Genomic DNA, 17202 nt, shown 5'->3' with positions numbered 1-17202 from the left:
CGCTGCCCCGTCTCTTCAACGCTTCGCGCTGACGGGGGCGAAGCCGGTTCCGCCGGTTAGACGATCTTCACCTTGTAATGCCGAAGCCAGAAGTCGACTTGAAGCAGATAGGCAAAAAGCTGCGGGCCCGACATCAACTGCCCGAACCAAGGCAGGTTGGTGTTCGCGTCCGCGGACACCGCGATCTCCCGGACGCGGCGCACGTCGATGAGCGGGAACAGGGGCGAAGACGGATCGTCCAGCCGTTCCAGCAGGCGGTCGCGCACGGCGGACAGGTAGTTCGGGTTGTGCGTCTTCGGATAAGGGCTCTTCTTGCGATACAGCACGTCGTGCGGCAGGACGCCCTCCAACGAGCGGCGCAGGATGCCCTTCTCCCGGTCGCCGGCCATCTTCAGCTCCCAAGGAATATTCCATACGTACTCGACGAGGCGATGATCGCAGTACGGCACGCGGACTTCGAGGCCGGCGGCCATGCTCATCCGGTCCTTGCGGTCGAGCAGCGTCGGCATGAAGCGGGTGATGTTCAAGTAAGACATCCGCCGCATGCGGCGCCGCTCTTCGGACTCGCCCGCCAGCGCCGGGACTTCCCCGACGGCCTGAGCGTAGCGGTCGCCCAGATACTCCTTCGGCTTCACTTTGCCCAGCAGCTCCGGCGAGAGGATGCTCTCCCGCAAGTCCGCGGACAGCGACCAAGGGAACGTCTCGGCTTCCAGCGCTTCTTGCCGGTGGAACCAAGGGTAGCCGCCGAAGATCTCGTCGGCCGCTTCGCCGGAGATGGCGACGGTCGCCCCCTTCTTGATCTCCCGGCAGAACAGATACAGCGAAGCGTCGATATCCGCCATCCCGGGGTAATCCTTCGCCAGCACCGCCGTCTCGAGCGCCTCGACGAGGTCGGGCGTGTCGAATTGGATCGGATGATGCTCGGTCGACAGGTGGTCGACCATGCGCGCGATCCAAGGCGCGTCCGCGTTCGGCTGGAAGGCGTGCGCTTTGAAGTGCTTGTCGTTGTCCGCGTAATCGACGGAGTAGGTATGAACCGTCCCTTGGGCCGTCCGATTGTAGTAGGCGACGGCGAGCGCCGTCAGCGCGCTGGAGTCGAGGCCGCCCGACAACAGCGTGCAGACGGGCACGTCGGAGGCCAACTGCCGCTCCAGCGTATCGGTGAGCAGCGCGCCCACCCGCTCCGCCGTCTCGCCTTCTCCTTCTTCGTGCGGCCGGCTCTCCAGCTTCCAGTAGGCGGATATCTTCATGCCGTCGCGGTCGTAGGTCAGGGCGTGGCCGGGCTTCAGCTCCGCCATGCCCCGCCAGACGCCGTGTCCGGGCGTACGCGCGGGACCGAGCACGAAGATCTCCGCCAGCCCCTCGCCGTCGATCTCGGGCTGCACGTCGGGGTGCGCCAGGATGACCTTCGGCTCCGAACCGAACAGCAGCCGTCCCTCTTCCCTCCGGTAGAAGAGCGGCTTGACGCCCAATCGATCCCGCGCCATGAACAGCCGTTCCTCCTCGGTGTTCCATACCGCGAACGCAAAAATGCCGTTGAATTTCTCCACGCATGCGGGGCCCCATTCCACATACGCTTGCAGCAGCACTTCCGTATCGCACGACGTGCGGAACGCATAGCCCAGCGATTCCAATTCCCTCTTCAGCTCCGGCGCGTTGTAGAGCTCGCCGTTGTAGACGACGACGCAGTCCTGATCCTCCGAGCGCTTGACCGGCCGCACCATCGGCTGCGCGCCGTTCGCGGGATCCATGACCGACAGCCGGCGATGGCCGAAGGCGCAGTGGCGCGACAGCCAGGTGCCGGAGGCGTCAGGCCCGCGCAGCTCCATCGTCTCGGTCATCCGCTCGAGCACGTCCGCCTGCTGCGTCAAATCCGTTCTCCAATCGATCCAACCGATAATTCCGCACATGGAAGCAGCTACCTCCCCAAGTTTCGCGATGGCCGTTTATGACAGGGCAGGGACCTATCCTCTGATGGATATGCGAAAAAAGGCATAAAATGTCTGTCCGGGTGGAGAAAATAGCGGAGAGACGATCAGGGAAGGGGCGAACGATTGATGGACGACGACCGCAAGACCTATTACGTGGCTGTAGGGGCCGGACAGATTCTGGAGGACCCTACGGTCGCGCCGTTCGAGTTCGCGATCCGGGCGAACGACGAAGAGCTGAACAAGCTGCAGGATCGGTTCGAGGATCTGTCGAGCGCGGACGAAACGACCGCGTTCCGCTATGCGGACTGGGTGTCCGGCAGCGACAAGGAGATGCTGGGCGAATACGATCGGCAGATGAGAGGCATCTATAGCTTGCTCTATGAGTTGGGTACGGAAGAGACCAAGCGGCATATCGAATCGGCCGGTCTGCTGGAGGAGGATTAACGCACCGATGCTGAACGTGCGACACGCGATGTTTCGCCGGGTGCTGGAGCGGGGAGAGCAACGCTACGCGGAAGTGGAAGTGCACACGGACGCTCCGCGCGACCCCGAGCTGCTGGCGTATTTTCGCCGGGAAGGCAACGGGAGCTTCCAGCTCGTCCGGGTCATCAGCCATGCAGCCGATCATGAATGGGACTGGTTCGACAACAGCATGCATGCGGGCTATCAGGACGTGACGGCACGCATGTTCAACGGACCGAGCCATGGGGCGCCGGACGACAGGCATGCGTTCGGCCGGCGGATCTTGGAGCGCGAAGACATCCAGGCGGAACTGGCGCGCCATTTGCCGTGACGGTTCGGGCAGGCGAGGGGGTCCCGCTCGTTCGGTGCCGAAGCGTCTCCGATCGGGCAGCGCGCTCGCCGCTAGGCTGTCGAATTCATCTGGCGTTGAGGGAGGAGGTGTGTCCGTAATGGCTGGCAAACGCAAGAAAAATAAAGGAAACAATTACGCCGAGCGAGGCGAGGAATTCGCGGAAGCGGTCATCAAGCAGCATGACGAGCAGCATCCCGCGCAGAACAGTCCGGCAACGCCGCATAACCGATAGACGCAGGTAAACCGCTTTGACGATAATGCCGAATCCGGCTTACCTCCGAGCCGCTTCCAAGGTCGGTCCGACGACCCTGGAAGCGGCTTCCTGTTTCGTCTATGATAGATTTGTAGAGTCGGTTGTTCGATATCATAGAGAGAAGAGGAGCTTCGGCATGATCAGCATGAACGGCAAGAAAACGGCTTGGGCGGCGGCGCTGCTGGCGGCGTTTGCGATCCTGGCCGGATGCGCAGGGAACGGGAAGGATGCGGCGGGAAACGGCGGAAGTCCGAGCGCGACGGAGCAGCGGGAGGCGACGCCGGCATCGGTGACGGCGTCCGGCGAGACGCCCGCGGCGAGCGTCGCGCCTGGGCCAGAGGCGTCCGCGAGCGCGGTGCCGAGCGACGAGCCGACCGAGAGCGCCGCTTCGGCCGCGGCGCCTAGCGCCGAGCCGGAGGACGAGCGCGATACCCGCGTGCCGGGCGGCACGGTCGAATATACGGCGAAGGGAGGCGCGAAGGCCGCGAAGCTGCCGCTTTTCGGCATGAAGCAGGTCACTTACGGGGCGGACGACGGGGCGAATGCCTACAAGACCGTACCCGATCAGCCGCTGCCCGCCGTCGGCTTCGACATTCCGCCCGCGCAGCAGAAGGCGCTCGCCGCCTATTGGCTGGATATCGACGCCCGCGGGTATGCCTTGCTCATGCTGGGACCGGCGGCGTGGACCAAGGCGAGCGGAGCGGTCGGCGCGAACGGCTCGTTCGGCATCCGGCTGGAGAACGCGGAAGACGCGCTGGAATACCTCGCGACGTACGATACGGCTGGCGGCTGCCAAGGCTGCGCGATCTCTTCCATCGGTCTTTATTTCCCCGAGCTGGCCAAGTGGGCGGACGAGCAAGGATTCTCGGTCGAGCCGTCCGGCGAAGCGCCGTACATTCGCGCGAAGGCGTATGGCAAGCACATGATTACCTTCGAGGCGAAGAGCGACAAGGCCGGGTACGTGCGGCTGGGCGCGGCCTATCAGGAGCATGACGGCGGAGGCGCCTGGTTCCGCTCCATGACGATTCAAGTCAAGAAGGCGAGCAAGCCGTTGGCCGAGACGATCGTGGCGTACTATACGAAGATGTACGGCGGAGACGAGGGCGGAGAAGCCGAATCTTCGGCAGGGAAGTAATCGGCCATTGAAACATGGTTGCATAAACACTCTGGAGACGTATTGGATACGTCTCTTTGGTTTGACTGAGGGGAGACCGTATAAAGTGAGCAATTGGTACGGTTACACTTTTCCGTCGACATCTTACTTCAACGCGGCGAGAATAACGCCGACGGTAATCAGAGCGACGCCGATACCGTGAGGTTGCCGAATCGTCGGCGCGTCTTGCATGGTTTTCGGAATAGCGGATCGTAGAAGGATAACGTAAAGCAATCGATCAGTTACGGGAAGCCGATACAGCACGTTGATATCCTCGCCCGGCTCGAATAGATGTAAAATATAGGGACGGCGAGATCCTTGGCGGCTGTATCATCAAAGATGTAATGAAGAAAACCTCGAATCCCTTATGAGACAAGGAATCCGAGGTTTTTGCATAAGTATCAAACTTGATCAATCGAGAAGAAGTGGCGTCCCGGAAGGGATTCGAACCCCTGACCGACGGCTTAGAAGGCCGTTGCTCTATCCAGCTGAGCTACCGGGACACAGCTTGATTATCTTACCACAGGGACGGGGATGCGCTCAAGAGGAAAAATGCAATCGGGGCCGTTTTTTTACAATGATTTGACCATGTGCCGGAAAGCGTGGCCGTTAATCTCGATCTGCTTGTCCTCCTCGTAGCCGCGTTTCAGGTAGATCGCGTAAACCTTCTCCTTGTCCAAGTCCACGTTCAGCGCAATCTTGCGGCGGCCTTCGCGCAGCGCCCAGGTCTCGGCCTCGGCCATCAACGCCTTCGCGTAACCGCGCCCCTCGTATGCCGGGAAGACGGCCAGCGCGTCGATGTAGAATTCGTCGTCGTCGGCTTCGACGTCCATCGCGGGGGCGGCGCCGAGCCGCTGCCGCACATGGTCGAGCACGGGACGATACAGCGCCTCCGCGTGCGCCCCGTCATAGCAGAGGATCATGCCGGCGACGGCGCCGTCTTCCGCGGTCAACACGAGGTAGCGATCCGCGCTGAAGCGGTTGCCTGGGGCCAGATAGTAGCGTTCGAGCTGCGCCAACGCCGAGGCCTCTTCAGCCTCTCCCGTGAGTTGATAAGCAATGTCTTGGATGGCGAGCAGAACCAGCCGGGCGACGGCTTGGCGATCGGACGGCAGCGCTTGGCGTACGTTCAAAGAGAATACCTCCGGTTCATCGTAAGTCACCGCAACACCTCCAGGACGCTTGAATAAGAACGCATGTTCCTGCTATAATGGGAACAAAGGTTCGAACGAGGGGGCTGGCGGCATGAAGATCGAGCATTATGTAGGTCGGAGCGCAGAGATCGTCTACCTGGAGAGCAAGGGATCGCTCGCGGTGAAGCGGGTCTCGATCTACGCGGTGCGGGGCGGCAAGGTTCGGGTGCTGGACTGGAAGCGCAAGTCGTTCGCGACGCTGCGCGCGGACCGGATCCTGTCGGCGATCCCGGTCATCGGGCGCGTATCCTAAACCGTAGGATGCCCTAGCCTAACAAAAAAAGCCCGAAGCATCGGGCTTGGCAGCATCGAATAGATGGAGCGGGTGAAGGGAATCGAACCCTCGCCTCAAGCTTGGGAAGCTGGCGTTCTACCATTGAACTACACCCGCAAAGGCTATACATAGCAAGATGTATGATAGCACAGGGAGTCGGCAAAATCAATATCGACAGGCGTCTTTTTCCTTTTTGCCCAAGGTTCGTGATATAATGCGGGTGAATCGGCAGCGTATGCCGAACGGAGAAGGAAGGGGTTCGATTCGTGGCCGACTCCACCAAGGATAATTTGGTCTTGTTCCCCAAGACCTTGGATTATTATCAGATTCAATTGACGCGCATGCTGGAGACGGAACGCTACGGCGAAGCGAAGGGGCTGCTCGGCTTCCTGCTGCAGTGCGGCGGCGAAGCCGAACGCCACCATACCGAGTGGCAGGCGCTGCTGGGTTGGCTGGAAGCGGCCTTCCCGGAAGCCTCTTCTTCCGGTCTTCCGGGCAGCTTTGACGATGAAGATCAGGACGGCGATGCCGAAGACGGGCTCAGGCAGCGCGTCGTCGACCGGTCGGGACAGGACGCGGAATACATTCCCCGCCTGATCGCCACGTTATTCAACGTGGACGATCCCGAGCAGCAGCTCGTCGCGCTGGGACAGCTGGCCCACGTCGAGCACCCGGACGTCGAGGCCGCGCTTCGGCGCTGGCTGGGGGAGCGCGAGCGCCATCCGCTCGTGCAATTCCGGGTGCTGCAGCAGCTGCGCAAGCTAGGCGCGTCCGGGCCGGCCGCCATGTGGCGCGAAGGCGAGAACCTCCTCGTGGAGATCGAGCAGACGCCTCTGCAGTTCGAGGACTATCCGCAGGCCGTTCAGGATGTGCTGGACCGCGTCCGCCAGACCGCCGAGGTGTCCGATCCTACGCTCGCCTATTTCGCGGAGGAGATGTGGAAGGAGTGCGCGCAGACCGCGTATGGCACCCCCGTGTTCAGGCGGATGATGGAGGACGATGACGGCGCTTCCGACGTCTGGGCGGCCGGCTTGCACCAGTTTCTCCTCGAGAAGCTGCACGCCCAGTCGAACGACGAATGGGTGCGGGAGCAGTATGGCATTACCGGCGATTTGCGCTTCCGGTACGAGCAAGCGCTGCGTTGGCTTCGGCAATATGCCGGAGAAGGACGCCCGTAATCGGCGGATTTGCCTTGAATTCGCCTTCCGGGTTGTTTATAATAGAGTGGTTTATGTAAATCGGCCGCGTATGGGCGGCAAGTTGTCCTCGGAGGGGAAAGCATATCATGAAAGCAAATTGGGAAAAGATAGAGAAGAACGTCGGCGTATTAGAGGTTGAGATCGACGAGGCGAAAGTCGCCGAAGCATTGGACAAGGCATTCAAGAAAGTCGTGCAAAAAGTGAACGTTCCCGGATTCCGCAAAGGCAAAGTGCCGCGCCGGATCTTCGAAGCGCGCTTCGGCATCGAGAGCCTGTATCAAGACGCCATCGACATTCTGCTCCCAGGCGCGTACAGCGAAGCCGTCGACCAAGCCGGCATCACGCCGGTCGACCGTCCTGAAGTGGACGTCGAGCAATTCGCGCAAGGCCAATCGTTCAAGTTCAAAGCCAAAGTAACCGTGAAGCCCGAAGTGACGCTGGGCGACTACAAAGGCATCGAAGCGCCCGCCGCCGAGCCGGAAGTATCCGAAGAGGAGATCAAGGCTGAGCTGGAGCGTCTGCAGCAGCGCCATGCCGAGCTGGTTGTCGTGGACGAAGGTCCCGCGCAGCAGGGCGACACGACGATCATCGACTTCGAAGGCTTCCTGGACGGCGTGCCGTTCGAAGGCGGCAAGGGCGAGCGCTACTCGCTCGAGCTGGGCTCCGGTTCGTTCATTCCGGGCTTCGAGGAGCAAGTCGTCGGCCTGAACATCGCCGAGGAGAAGGACATCGACGTGACGTTCCCGGAGAACTACCAAGCCGAGAACCTCGCCGGCAAAGCCGTCGTGTTCAAAGTCAAGCTGCACGAGATCAAGCGCAAGAACCTGCCGGAGCTGGACGACGAGTTCGCGAAGGACGTCAGCGAGTTCGATACGTTCGAGGAGTACAAGCAGGATCTGTCGGCCAAGCTGAAGGAGCGCAAGGAGAAGGAAGCCGAAGCCGCACGCGAGAACGCGGTGATCGACAAAGCCTCCGAAGCGGCCGAAGTCGAGATTCCGGAAGCGATGATCGAATCCGAGATCGAGAACATGATGAAGGATTTCGAGAGCCGCCTGCGCATGCAAGGCATGACCCTCGATCTGTACTACCAATTCAGCGGTCAGGACGAAGCTGCGCTGAAGGGTCAAATGCGCGTCGACGCCGAGAAGCGCGTTCGCAACAACCTGGTCCTCGAAGCGATCGCCGAAGCCGAGAAGCTCGAAGTGTCCGATTCGGATCTGGACGAAGAGCTCGAGAACCTGTCGAAGATGTACAACCGTCCGGCCGAAGAGCTGCGCACGATCTTCACTTCGAACGGCTACCTGGACACCCTCAATGCCGACTTGAAGGTCCGCAAAGCCGTCAAATTCATCGTCGAGCAGAGCAAGACCGCCTAAACGGCGCCTCTGCATCGGACGTCAAACTCCATTGGCACCCCCACATAACGGCAAGGCACGTGTATCCCGCGTGCCTTCTTTTTCACCCTACATATGCGTCATGATCGGGCCAAGGCCCGTCAACATGACATTCGCAAGGCAACGTGTTAGAATATTACCGAACTCGACTCCACTTTAGAAAAGAGGTTGGCACAAATGAACTTAGTTCCAATCGTCGTTGAACAGACGAACCGCGGAGAACGTTCTTACGACATCTACTCCCGACTGCTCAAGGACCGGATTATCTTTCTAGGCAGCGCGATTGACGACGATGTCGCCAATCTCATTATGGCTCAACTGCTTTTCCTCGCGGCGGAAGACCCGGAGAAGGATATTCACCTCTATATCAACTCCCCTGGCGGTTCGGTCACGGCCGGCATGGGTATTTACGATACGATGCAGTTCATCAAGCCCGACGTGAGCACGATCTGCGTAGGCATGGCTGCCAGCATGGGGTCTCTCCTGCTGACGGCCGGCGCGCCCGGCAAGCGGTTCGCCCTGCCGAACAGCGAGATCATGATTCACCAACCGCTTGGCGGCGTTAGAGGGCAGGCATCGGATATCAAGATCCACGCGGACTGGATTCTCAAGACCAAAGAGAAACTCAACCGTATCTATGTGGATCGTACCGGGCAACCTTACGAGAAGATCGAACGCGACACCGACCGCGACAACTTCATGAGCGCGGAGGACGCGCTGGCGTACGGGCTGATCGATAAGGTGATCACCTCGCCGACCAACGTTTAAGGAGGGTTTCCATGTTCAAATTCAACGACGAGAAGGGCCAGCTCAAGTGCTCTTTCTGCGGCAAGTCGCAGGATCAGGTGCGCAAGCTGGTCGCCGGACCCGGCGTCTATATATGCGATGAGTGCATCGAACTGTGCACGGAGATCGTAGAGGAGGAGCTCGGCCACGAGGAAGAGCTCGATCTGAAGGATATTCCGAAGCCGATCGAGATTCGCAATATTCTCGACCAGTACGTCATCGGCCAAGAGCAAGCGAAGAAGTCGCTGTCCGTCGCGGTCTACAACCACTACAAGCGGATCAACTCGCAGAGCAAGATCGAAGACGTCGAACTGCAGAAGAGCAACATCATGCTCGTCGGTCCGACCGGCTCGGGCAAGACGCTGCTCGCGCAGACGATGGCGAAGATCCTGAACGTGCCGTTCGCGATCGCGGACGCGACGTCCTTGACGGAAGCCGGCTATGTCGGCGAAGACGTCGAGAACATCCTGCTCAAGCTGATCCAAGCCGCCGACTACGATGTAGAGAAGGCCGAGAGAGGCATCATCTATATCGACGAGATCGATAAAGTGGCGCGCAAATCCGAGAACCCGTCCATTACCCGCGACGTGTCCGGCGAAGGCGTGCAGCAGGCTTTGCTGAAGATTCTCGAAGGCACGGTCGCTTCCGTTCCTCCGCAAGGCGGACGCAAGCATCCGCACCAAGAGTTCATCCAGATCGATACGACGAACATTCTGTTCTTGTGCGGCGGCGCGTTCGACGGCCTCGAGCAGATCATCAAGCGCCGGATCGGCAAGAAAGTCATCGGCTTCAGCGCCGCCCTCGAAGGGCAGAAGGAACTGAAGCCGGGCGAGTATCTGTCGCTCGTCCAACCGGAAGACCTGCTGAAGTTCGGCTTGATTCCGGAATTCGTCGGCCGTCTGCCGGTCATCTCCTCCCTGGAGCCGCTCGACGAAGCCGCGCTCGTCCGGATTCTGTCCGAACCGAAGAACGCGCTCGTCAAGCAATACCAGAAGCTGCTGGAGATGGACAACGTGAAGCTGGAATTCGAAGCCGGCGCGCTCGAAGAGATCGCCCGCGAGGCGATCAAGCGCAACACGGGCGCGCGGGGACTGCGGGCCATCATCGAGGGCATCATGCTCGAAGTGATGTACGAAGTGCCGTCCCGCGACGACGTGACGAGCTGCGTCATCTCCGAGAAGGTCGTTCGAGACAAGATCGCGCCGGAGCTCACGACGAAGAAAGGCAAGAAAAAAGAAGAAAGCGCGTAAGCGCGCGGTCCTGCGCCGGCAGGCGGCGAAGAACGTATTCGCCGCCGATGCCGGGTTACCGGCAGTCGCGACTTCACCGCTTGAAGTCTGCCGGGTTCCACCCCTAGCTGCGGTTTTTAACCGTGCCTACGGGGTGGACTTTGGCGTATACGGGGAGAATGGGGAACTATGTATCTACGAACCGATACCGTGCCGGTCAAGGTGGGGAATCTCACCATCGGCGGGAACAACGAAGTCATCCTGCAGAGTATGTGTACGACAAAGACGGCGGACGTGCAAGCGACCGTCGCGGAGATCAAGCGCTTGGAGGAGGCGGGCTGCCAGCTCGTCCGGGTAACCGTCAACAACAAGGAAGCGGCGGAAGCGATCAAGGAGATCAAGAAGATGATCTCGATTCCGCTCGTCGCCGATATTCACTTCGACTATCGGCTCGCCCTGCTCGCGATCGAGAACGGCATCGACAAGGTCCGCATCAATCCGGGGAATATCGGTCGCCGGGAGAAGGTCGAGGCCGTCGTCAAGGCATGCAAGGAAAAAGGCATTCCGATCCGCATCGGGGTGAACGCCGGTTCGCTCGAGAATCACTTGCTGGAGAAGTACGGCTATCCGACGCCCGAAGCGATGGTCGAGAGCGCGCTGTTCCATATCGGCATCTTGGAGGAGCTCGATTTTCACGATATTATCGTCTCTCTTAAAGCCTCCGACGTTCCGATGGCGATCGCGGCCTATACGAAGGCGGCCGAAGTCATCAAGTACCCGCTCCACCTGGGCATCACCGAAGCCGGCACGCTGTTCTCCGGCACGGTCAAGAGCGCCGCGGGGCTCGGCGTCCTGCTGAACGCGGGCATCGGCAATACGATGCGCATCTCGCTCAGCGCCGACCCGGTCGAAGAGATCAAGGTCGCGCGGGAGCTGCTGAAGACGTTCGGCCTCATCACCGACGCGCCGACGCTCGTCTCTTGCCCGACGTGCGGCCGGCTGGATATCGATCTGTTCGCGGTGGCGAACGAGGTCGAGGAGTACCTGTCGAAGCTGAAGGTTCCGATCAAGGTGTCCGTGCTGGGCTGCGCGGTCAACGGTCCCGGCGAAGCCCGCGAAGCCGATATCGGCATCGCCGGCGCGCGCGGAGAGGGCATGCTGTTCCGCTACGGCGAGATGATCCGCAAAGTGCCCGAAGCGGACCTGGTGAACGAGCTGAAGCGGGAGATCGACAACATCGTCGCCGCCTACAATGAGACGGGGGTCATCCCCGGCCGGAAGCACTAGGGGGGAGCGGCGTTCATGACGGACATGCATCATGATGGCGGAACGAGCCGCCAAGGCCGATTCAAGACGACGTTGTTCTGGATGCTGGCGGCATTCGCGCTGCTCTGTCTGCTGGCGGCATGCGGGAAGCAGGGGGATTCGCAAGCCTCGCCCGACGCTTCCGGCGGCGGACATTCCCATACGACGCCGAACGGCGATCTCCAGGTCGAGACGGCCTCTCTGCGGGAGATGCCGAACTTTCTGGACGGCGCTTCCGACCAGGTGAAGCTGGCCTACGCGGCGGCGGCCAAGCTGAAGGATACGCTGCAGTACATTCCTTGCTACTGCGGATGCGGCGAGAGCGTCGGCCACAAGGACAACCTGGACTGCTTCATCGCGGCCGTGCGCGAGGACGGGACGGTCGTCTGGGACGATCACGGCACCGGCTGCGGCGTCTGCCAGCTGATCGCGCTGCAGGCGGCACAGATGAAGTCGCAGGGTATATCGGACTTGGAGATTCGCAAGTACGTCGACGAGACCTACAGCGTCGGCTACGCGAATCCGACGGATACGCCGATGCCGCAAGCCTAATCGCGTATCGGCCATTCGAATCGAATCACTATAAGGAGCTAAGCGGGATTCGCCTGCTTGGCTTTTTTGTTTCCGCGTCGAAAGGGGCGGTGTTGCGGCATCTAGGGATGTCTCACGTCCCGCGAGGACGGGTAAGGGTAGAGATAGCCTGCTACCCTACCTGGAGGTGCATGGGAATGACGAGAACTGAAATGCAAGCCTGCATCGACGAATGTATCCGCTGCATGCAAGCGTGCAACGCCTGCTATGAGGCGTGCTTGAAGGAAGACGGCCTGGAGATGATGAGGACGTGCATCCGGCTCGACCGGGAGTGCGCGGACATCTGCGGCTTCGCGGCCCAGGCGATGGCGCAGGGCAGTACGTATTACGGCGAACTGTGCTTGATCTGCGCGGAGGCTTGCGAGTCTTGCGGCGCCGAGTGCGCCAAGCACGAGACGGAGCATTGCCGGCGGTGCGCGGAAGCCTGCTACGCTTGCGCGGGAGCGTGCATCGCGCTCGTCGACGCGTCCGTCGAAGCGCACGGATCTCCGACGGCTTGACGATTGTTGGCGCGATCGCGCGCGGTCATGACTATATCCCCCTGCATTCGGGCAATACTACCAAGTATGAGCCCGTTTACCGGATTTTTTGGCGCGTGTGATGACGCCAAGGCAGGGAGAGGATGAGGACAATGACCTTGAGCACTATACTGATGCTCGTTCAAGTGTTTTTCGCCGTCGTGATCGGCGTTTATTTCTGGAACTTGCTGCGCAACCAGAAGAGCAACCGGACGGCCGTCGACCGCGAATCGCGCAAAGAGATGGATAAGCTGCGCAAGCTGCGGTCGATCTCGCTCACGAAGCCGCTGTCGGAGAAGACGCGGCCCGCGAGCATGGGCGACATCGTCGGGCAGAAGGAAGGCCTGCGCGCGCTGAAGGCCGCGCTGTGCAGCAGCAATCCGCAGCACGTGCTCGTCTACGGCCCTCCTGGCGTCGGAAAGACGGCGGCGGCGCGCGTCGTGCTGGAAGAGGCGAAGAAAAACCCGGTGTCGCCGTTCCGCCTGGAGGCGAAGTTCACCGAGATCGACGCGACGACGGCGCGCTTCGACGAACGCGGGATCGCGGATCCGCTGATCGGTTCGGTGCATGATCCGATCTACCAAGGCGCGGGCGCCATGGGCGTGGCCGGTATCCCGCAGCCGAAGCCCGGCGCGGTCACGAAGGCGCACGGAGGCATCCTGTTCATCGACGAGATCGGCGAGCTTCATCCGATTCAGATGAACAAGCTGCTGAAGGTGCTCGAAGACCGCAAGGTTTACCTGGAGAGTGCCTACTACCATGCGGAAGATCCGAATATTCCGCTGTATATCCACGATATTTTCCAGAATGGGCTGCCTGCGGACTTCCGCCTCGTCGGCGCCACCACGCGTTCGCCGAACGAGCTGCCGCCCGCGCTGCGCAGCCGGTGCATGGAGATCTACTTCCGGCCGCTGCTGCCGGAGGAGATCGGGCAGATCGCGGAGAACGCGATCGCCAAGATCGGCTTCCCGCCGCAGCCGGAAGCGGTCGAGGTCGTGAAGCATTACGCGACCAACGGCCGCGAGGCCGTGAACGTCATTCAGCTGGCCGCGGGGCTTGCCCTGTCCGAGAACCGGGAGCGCCTCGGCGCTGCCGATATCGAATGGGTCGTGAACAGCAGCCAGCTGCCGCCTCGCCCGGACCGCAAGGTGCCGACGGAGCCGCAGGTCGGACTCGTCAATGGTCTCGCGGTGTTCGGACCGAGCATGGGCGCGCTCCTCGAGATCGAGGTGACGGCGATGCCCGCTCAGCCGGGCAAGGGCTTGTTCACGATCACCGGCGTCGTGGAGGAGGAGGAGATCGGGGGCGGTCAGCGGACGCTGCGCCGCAAGAGCATGGCCAAAGGGTCGGTGGAGAACGTCCTGACCGTCCTGCGCCGCTGCGGCCTGCATCCCGAGCACTTCGACCTGCACATCAACTTCCCGGGCGGCACGCCGGTCGACGGACCGTCCGCGGGTATCGCGATGGCGGTCGCCATCGCCTCGGCCATCAAGAACCAGCCGGTCGACAACAAGCTGGCCATGACCGGCGAGGTGAGCATCCATGGCCGCGTGAAGCCCGTAGGCGGCGTTATCGCCAAGGTGGAGGCGGCGTTCCAGTCGGGCGCCGAGCAGGTATTGATACCGAAGGAGAACTGGCAAGCGATCTTCGAGGGACTCGAGGGCGTGAAGGTGATCCCCGTCGAGACGATGTCGGACGTCTTCTTCCACGTCTTCGGGGAAGCCACCCTCACCGTCCCGTCGGATCTGGAGGCGGGCGACCGGCCGATCCCCGCGGACGCGTACGCCGCCGCTCCGTCGGTGTCGATCCTGCATGCCGGGTCGGCCGACGCCGCACGCTCTACGCGCCGCGGCGAAGGGCACCCGCAGCCCGGAGCCGGGGCGCTCGGCGAAGCTTGAAGATCGGCCAACCCAACGCCGTCCTGCGGGGCGGCGTTTGCCATGTCCGCCGTTCGGCCGGAGAGGCTGCCGCCCGGTTTTTTGCGGCGGGCTTGAAGTTTTGATACAATGACGGAAGTATTCGGAATAGAATAGGGAATCCTAACCATTCCGAGTAAGCCCTACAAAATTTATCGTTCGCGCTTGAGGAGGTGCCGTCCATATGGGTTCGAGCAAGACGAAAAGCCGTTCTCTGCCTCTATTGCCCCTGCGAGGGCTGCTCGTCTACCCCAGCATGGTTCTACATCTGGACGTAGGCCGGGAGAAATCGATCAAAGCGCTAGAACAGTGCATGATTGACGATCATATGATCCTGCTCTGTTCGCAATCCGAAATCAATATCGAGGAACCGACGCAAGACGATATCTATCGCGTCGGCACCATCGCCAAAGTCCGCCAGATGCTGAAGCTGCCGAACGGCACGATCCGGGTGCTGGTCGAAGGCGTCATCCGCGCGGAGATCGAACAATATTTGCCGAACGAAGGCTTCTACGAAGTCGTCGCCCGTGAGCTGCCCGAAGAGCTCTCCGGGGACTCCGAGACGGGCGCGCTCATGCGCGCCGTGCTGAGCCAGTTCGAACACTATATCAACCTGTCCAAGAAGGTGACGCCGGAGACGCTCGCGGCCGTGTCCGATATCGACGAGCCGGGCCGCTTGGCGGACGTCATCACGAGCCATCTGTCGCTCAAGATCAAGGATAAGCAGGAGATTCTCGAGACCGTGGACGTGCGCGTCCGCCTGGAGAAGCTGCTCGACCTCCTGAACAACGAGCGCGAAGTGCTGGAGCTTGAACGCAAGATCAGCCAGCGCGTCAAAAAGCAGATGGAGAAGACGCAGAAGGAATATTACCTTCGCGAACAGATGAAGGCGATCCAGAAGGAGCTCGGCGAGAAGGAAGGCCGGGCCGGCGAAGTCGAGGAGCTTCGCAGCCAGCTCGAAGAGGCGAAGCTGCCGGAGAAGATCGCAGCCAAGGTCGAGAAGGAGATCGACCGGCTGGAGAAGATGCCGGCTTCCTCCGCCGAAGGCGCCGTCATTCGCACGTACGTGGAGTGGCTGCTGGCGCTGCCGTGGAGCAAGGTGACCGAGGACCATCTCGATCTGGCCAAGGCCGAGCAGATCCTCGAAGACGAGCACTTCGGCCTCGAGAAGCCGAAGGAGCGGGTGCTGGAGTATCTGGCCGTGCAGCAGCTGGTCAAAAAGCTGAAAGGCCCGATCCTCTGCCTCGTCGGCCCTCCGGGCGTCGGCAAGACGTCGCTCGGCCGTTCGATCGCCTCGTCGCTCGGACGCGAGTTCGTCCGCATCTCGCTCGGCGGGGTGCGCGACGAAGCGGAGATCCGGGGCCACCGCCGCACGTACGTCGGCGCGATGCCGGGCCGCATCATTCAAGGGATGCGCTCGGCGGGCACGCAGAACCCCGTCTTCCTGCTCGACGAGATCGACAAGATGGCCAGCGACTTCCGTGGCGATCCGTCCTCGGCGATGCTGGAGGTGCTCGATCCCGAACAGAACGGCACGTTCAGCGATCACTACATCGAGATGCCGTTCGACTTGTCCAACGTCATGTTCATCACGACGGCGAACGTCGCGCATCAGATTCCGCGTCCGCTGCTGGACCGGATGGAAGTGCTCTACATTCCCGGCTACACGGAGCTGGAGAAGCAGCAGATCGCCCTCCGCCACCTGCTGCCGAAGCAGAAGCGCGACCACGGCTTGACCGAGGAGCAGCTCGAGATCGAGCCGGACGTGATGCTCCAGCTGATCCGCGGCTATACGCGCGAATCCGGCGTCCGGAACCTGGAGCAGCAGATCGCGGCCATCAGCCGCAAGGCGGCGAAGCTGATCGTCGCGGACGCTTCGGCCGCGCCGGTGAAGGTAGATGCCGCCAAGCTGAAGGAGTTCCTCGGCCCGGCCAAGTTCCGCTACGGCATGGCTGAGCAGGAGGACCAGATCGGCGTCGTCACCGGGCTCGCCTGGACGGAAGTCGGCGGCGAGACGCTCGTCATCGAGGTGACGATCATGCCGGGCAGCGGCAAGCTCACGCTGACGGGCAAGCTGGGCGACGTCATGAAGGAGTCCGCCCAGGCCGCGCTCAGCTATACGCGCAGCCGCTCGAAGTCGCTCGGGATCGATCCGCAGTTCCATGAGAAGAACGACATTCACATTCATATCCCCGAAGGCGCGATTCCGAAGGACGGTCCGTCGGCCGGCATCACGATCGCCACGGCGCTCGTCTCCGCCCTGACGGGCAGCCGCGTGAACCGCGAGGTCGCGATGACCGGGGAGATTACGCTCCGCGGACGCGTCCTGCCGATCGGCGGCCTGAAGGAGAAGTCGCTCGCCGCTCTCCGCGCGGGCATCAAGAAGGTGCTGCTGCCGAAGGACAACGAGCGCGACCTGCGGGACGTTCCCGACAGCGTCCGCCATGAGATAACGTTCGTTCCCGTCGCGCATATGGACGAAGTGCTGAAGCATGCCTTGTCCGACCCGCTGCCGGCCGTACCGGACGAAGAAGGCTCGCTCGTCGCGGGCGCGGCCGCGATCGGCGCGGCCGGGGAAGGCGAAGCGGAAGACACGCCGCCGCTCGGCACGCATTAAGCGAGGCACGCAAGGACAGGAGAATAGGT

General features: G+C 61.6%; 16 protein-coding genes and 2 tRNA genes. 14 read left to right on the top strand and 4 right to left on the bottom strand.

The annotated features are described in order from the left end of the window. Positions 1–56 precede the first annotated feature (56 nt). Positions 57–1910, bottom strand: a complete 1854-nt coding sequence (asnB, locus tag H7C19_RS16660; protein WP_185143794.1) for an asparagine synthase (glutamine-hydrolyzing) — start codon at positions 1908–1910, stop codon at positions 57–59. Positions 1911–2057: 147 nt separating this feature from the next. Between asnB and H7C19_RS16655 the strand changes: the two genes are divergently transcribed. From H7C19_RS16655 to H7C19_RS16645, 4 genes are all read left to right on the top strand, one after another. Further along, the gene (locus tag H7C19_RS16655; protein WP_185143793.1) at positions 2058–2375 is read left to right on the top strand and encodes a hypothetical protein; all 318 of its coding nucleotides are present in this window, start codon (positions 2058–2060) and stop codon (positions 2373–2375) included. A gap of 7 nt (positions 2376–2382) precedes the next feature. Then, the gene (locus H7C19_RS16650; RefSeq protein WP_185143792.1) at positions 2383–2724 is read left to right on the top strand and encodes a hypothetical protein; all 342 of its coding nucleotides are present in this window, start codon (positions 2383–2385) and stop codon (positions 2722–2724) included. Positions 2725–2842: 118 nt separating this feature from the next. Next, a complete protein-coding gene (locus H7C19_RS35275; protein WP_281384888.1) occupies positions 2843–2977 on the top strand; it encodes a hypothetical protein in 135 nt (44 codons plus the stop codon). A 157-nt stretch (positions 2978–3134) separates the two neighbouring features. Next, entirely contained in the window at positions 3135–4133 is a 999-nt protein-coding gene (locus tag H7C19_RS16645; protein ID WP_185143791.1) for a DUF4850 domain-containing protein, read from the top strand. Between the two features lie 444 nt (positions 4134–4577). Here H7C19_RS16645 and H7C19_RS16640 read toward each other — a convergent pair. Then, a tRNA-Arg gene (locus H7C19_RS16640) sits at positions 4578–4654 on the bottom strand. Positions 4655–4723: 69 nt separating this feature from the next. Continuing rightward, positions 4724–5314, bottom strand: coding sequence for a GNAT family N-acetyltransferase (locus tag H7C19_RS34850; RefSeq protein WP_185143790.1), 591 nt, complete (start codon positions 5312–5314; stop codon positions 4724–4726). Between the two features lie 82 nt (positions 5315–5396). Here H7C19_RS34850 and H7C19_RS16630 point away from each other — a divergent pair, with 82 nt between their 5' ends. After that, the gene (locus H7C19_RS16630) at positions 5397–5597 is read left to right on the top strand and encodes a hypothetical protein (protein ID WP_185143789.1); all 201 of its coding nucleotides are present in this window, start codon (positions 5397–5399) and stop codon (positions 5595–5597) included. Positions 5598–5661: 64 nt separating this feature from the next. Here H7C19_RS16630 and H7C19_RS16625 read toward each other — a convergent pair. Further along, positions 5662–5735 (bottom strand) — tRNA-Gly (locus H7C19_RS16625). Between the two features lie 149 nt (positions 5736–5884). Between H7C19_RS16625 and H7C19_RS16620 the strand changes: the two genes are divergently transcribed. From H7C19_RS16620 to lon, 9 genes are all read left to right on the top strand, one after another. Further along, positions 5885–6796 carry an acetate and sugar kinases/Hsc70/actin family protein gene (locus H7C19_RS16620; RefSeq protein WP_185143788.1) on the top strand — a complete coding sequence of 304 codons (912 nt, stop codon included), beginning with the start codon at positions 5885–5887 and terminating at the stop codon, positions 6794–6796. 107 nt (positions 6797–6903) lie between these two features. After that, positions 6904–8193, top strand: coding sequence for a trigger factor (gene tig / locus H7C19_RS16615; protein WP_185143787.1), 1290 nt, complete (start codon positions 6904–6906; stop codon positions 8191–8193). 195 nt (positions 8194–8388) lie between these two features. Further along, a complete protein-coding gene (clpP, locus tag H7C19_RS16610; protein ID WP_185143786.1) occupies positions 8389–8979 on the top strand; it encodes an ATP-dependent Clp endopeptidase proteolytic subunit ClpP in 591 nt (196 codons plus the stop codon). Between the two features lie 11 nt (positions 8980–8990). Further along, positions 8991–10247, top strand: a complete 1257-nt coding sequence (gene clpX, locus H7C19_RS16605) for an ATP-dependent protease ATP-binding subunit ClpX (protein ID WP_185143785.1) — start codon at positions 8991–8993, stop codon at positions 10245–10247. Between the two features lie 168 nt (positions 10248–10415). After that, the gene (gene ispG, locus H7C19_RS16600) at positions 10416–11513 is read left to right on the top strand and encodes a flavodoxin-dependent (E)-4-hydroxy-3-methylbut-2-enyl-diphosphate synthase (RefSeq protein ID WP_185143784.1); all 1098 of its coding nucleotides are present in this window, start codon (positions 10416–10418) and stop codon (positions 11511–11513) included. Positions 11514–11528: 15 nt separating this feature from the next. Further along, positions 11529–12083 carry a PCYCGC motif-containing (lipo)protein gene (locus H7C19_RS16595; protein ID WP_246469564.1) on the top strand — a complete coding sequence of 185 codons (555 nt, stop codon included), beginning with the start codon at positions 11529–11531 and terminating at the stop codon, positions 12081–12083. Between the two features lie 176 nt (positions 12084–12259). Then, positions 12260–12622: a four-helix bundle copper-binding protein gene (locus H7C19_RS16590; RefSeq protein WP_185143783.1), complete on the top strand. Its 363-nt coding sequence runs from the start codon at positions 12260–12262 to the stop codon at positions 12620–12622. 131 nt (positions 12623–12753) lie between these two features. After that, positions 12754–14538: an ATP-dependent protease LonB gene (gene lonB / locus H7C19_RS16585; protein ID WP_185143782.1), complete on the top strand. Its 1785-nt coding sequence runs from the start codon at positions 12754–12756 to the stop codon at positions 14536–14538. Between the two features lie 202 nt (positions 14539–14740). Next, positions 14741–17173: an endopeptidase La gene (lon, locus tag H7C19_RS16580; protein ID WP_185143781.1), complete on the top strand. Its 2433-nt coding sequence runs from the start codon at positions 14741–14743 to the stop codon at positions 17171–17173. The last annotated feature ends 29 nt before the right edge of the window (positions 17174–17202 follow it).

The organism is Cohnella nanjingensis (assembly GCF_014212125.1).
GTDB lineage: Bacteria > Bacillota > Bacilli > Paenibacillales > Paenibacillaceae > Cohnella > Cohnella nanjingensis.
Note: the sequence above shows the minus strand (reverse complement) of the source record. Positions and strands in the feature narration are given on the sequence as shown.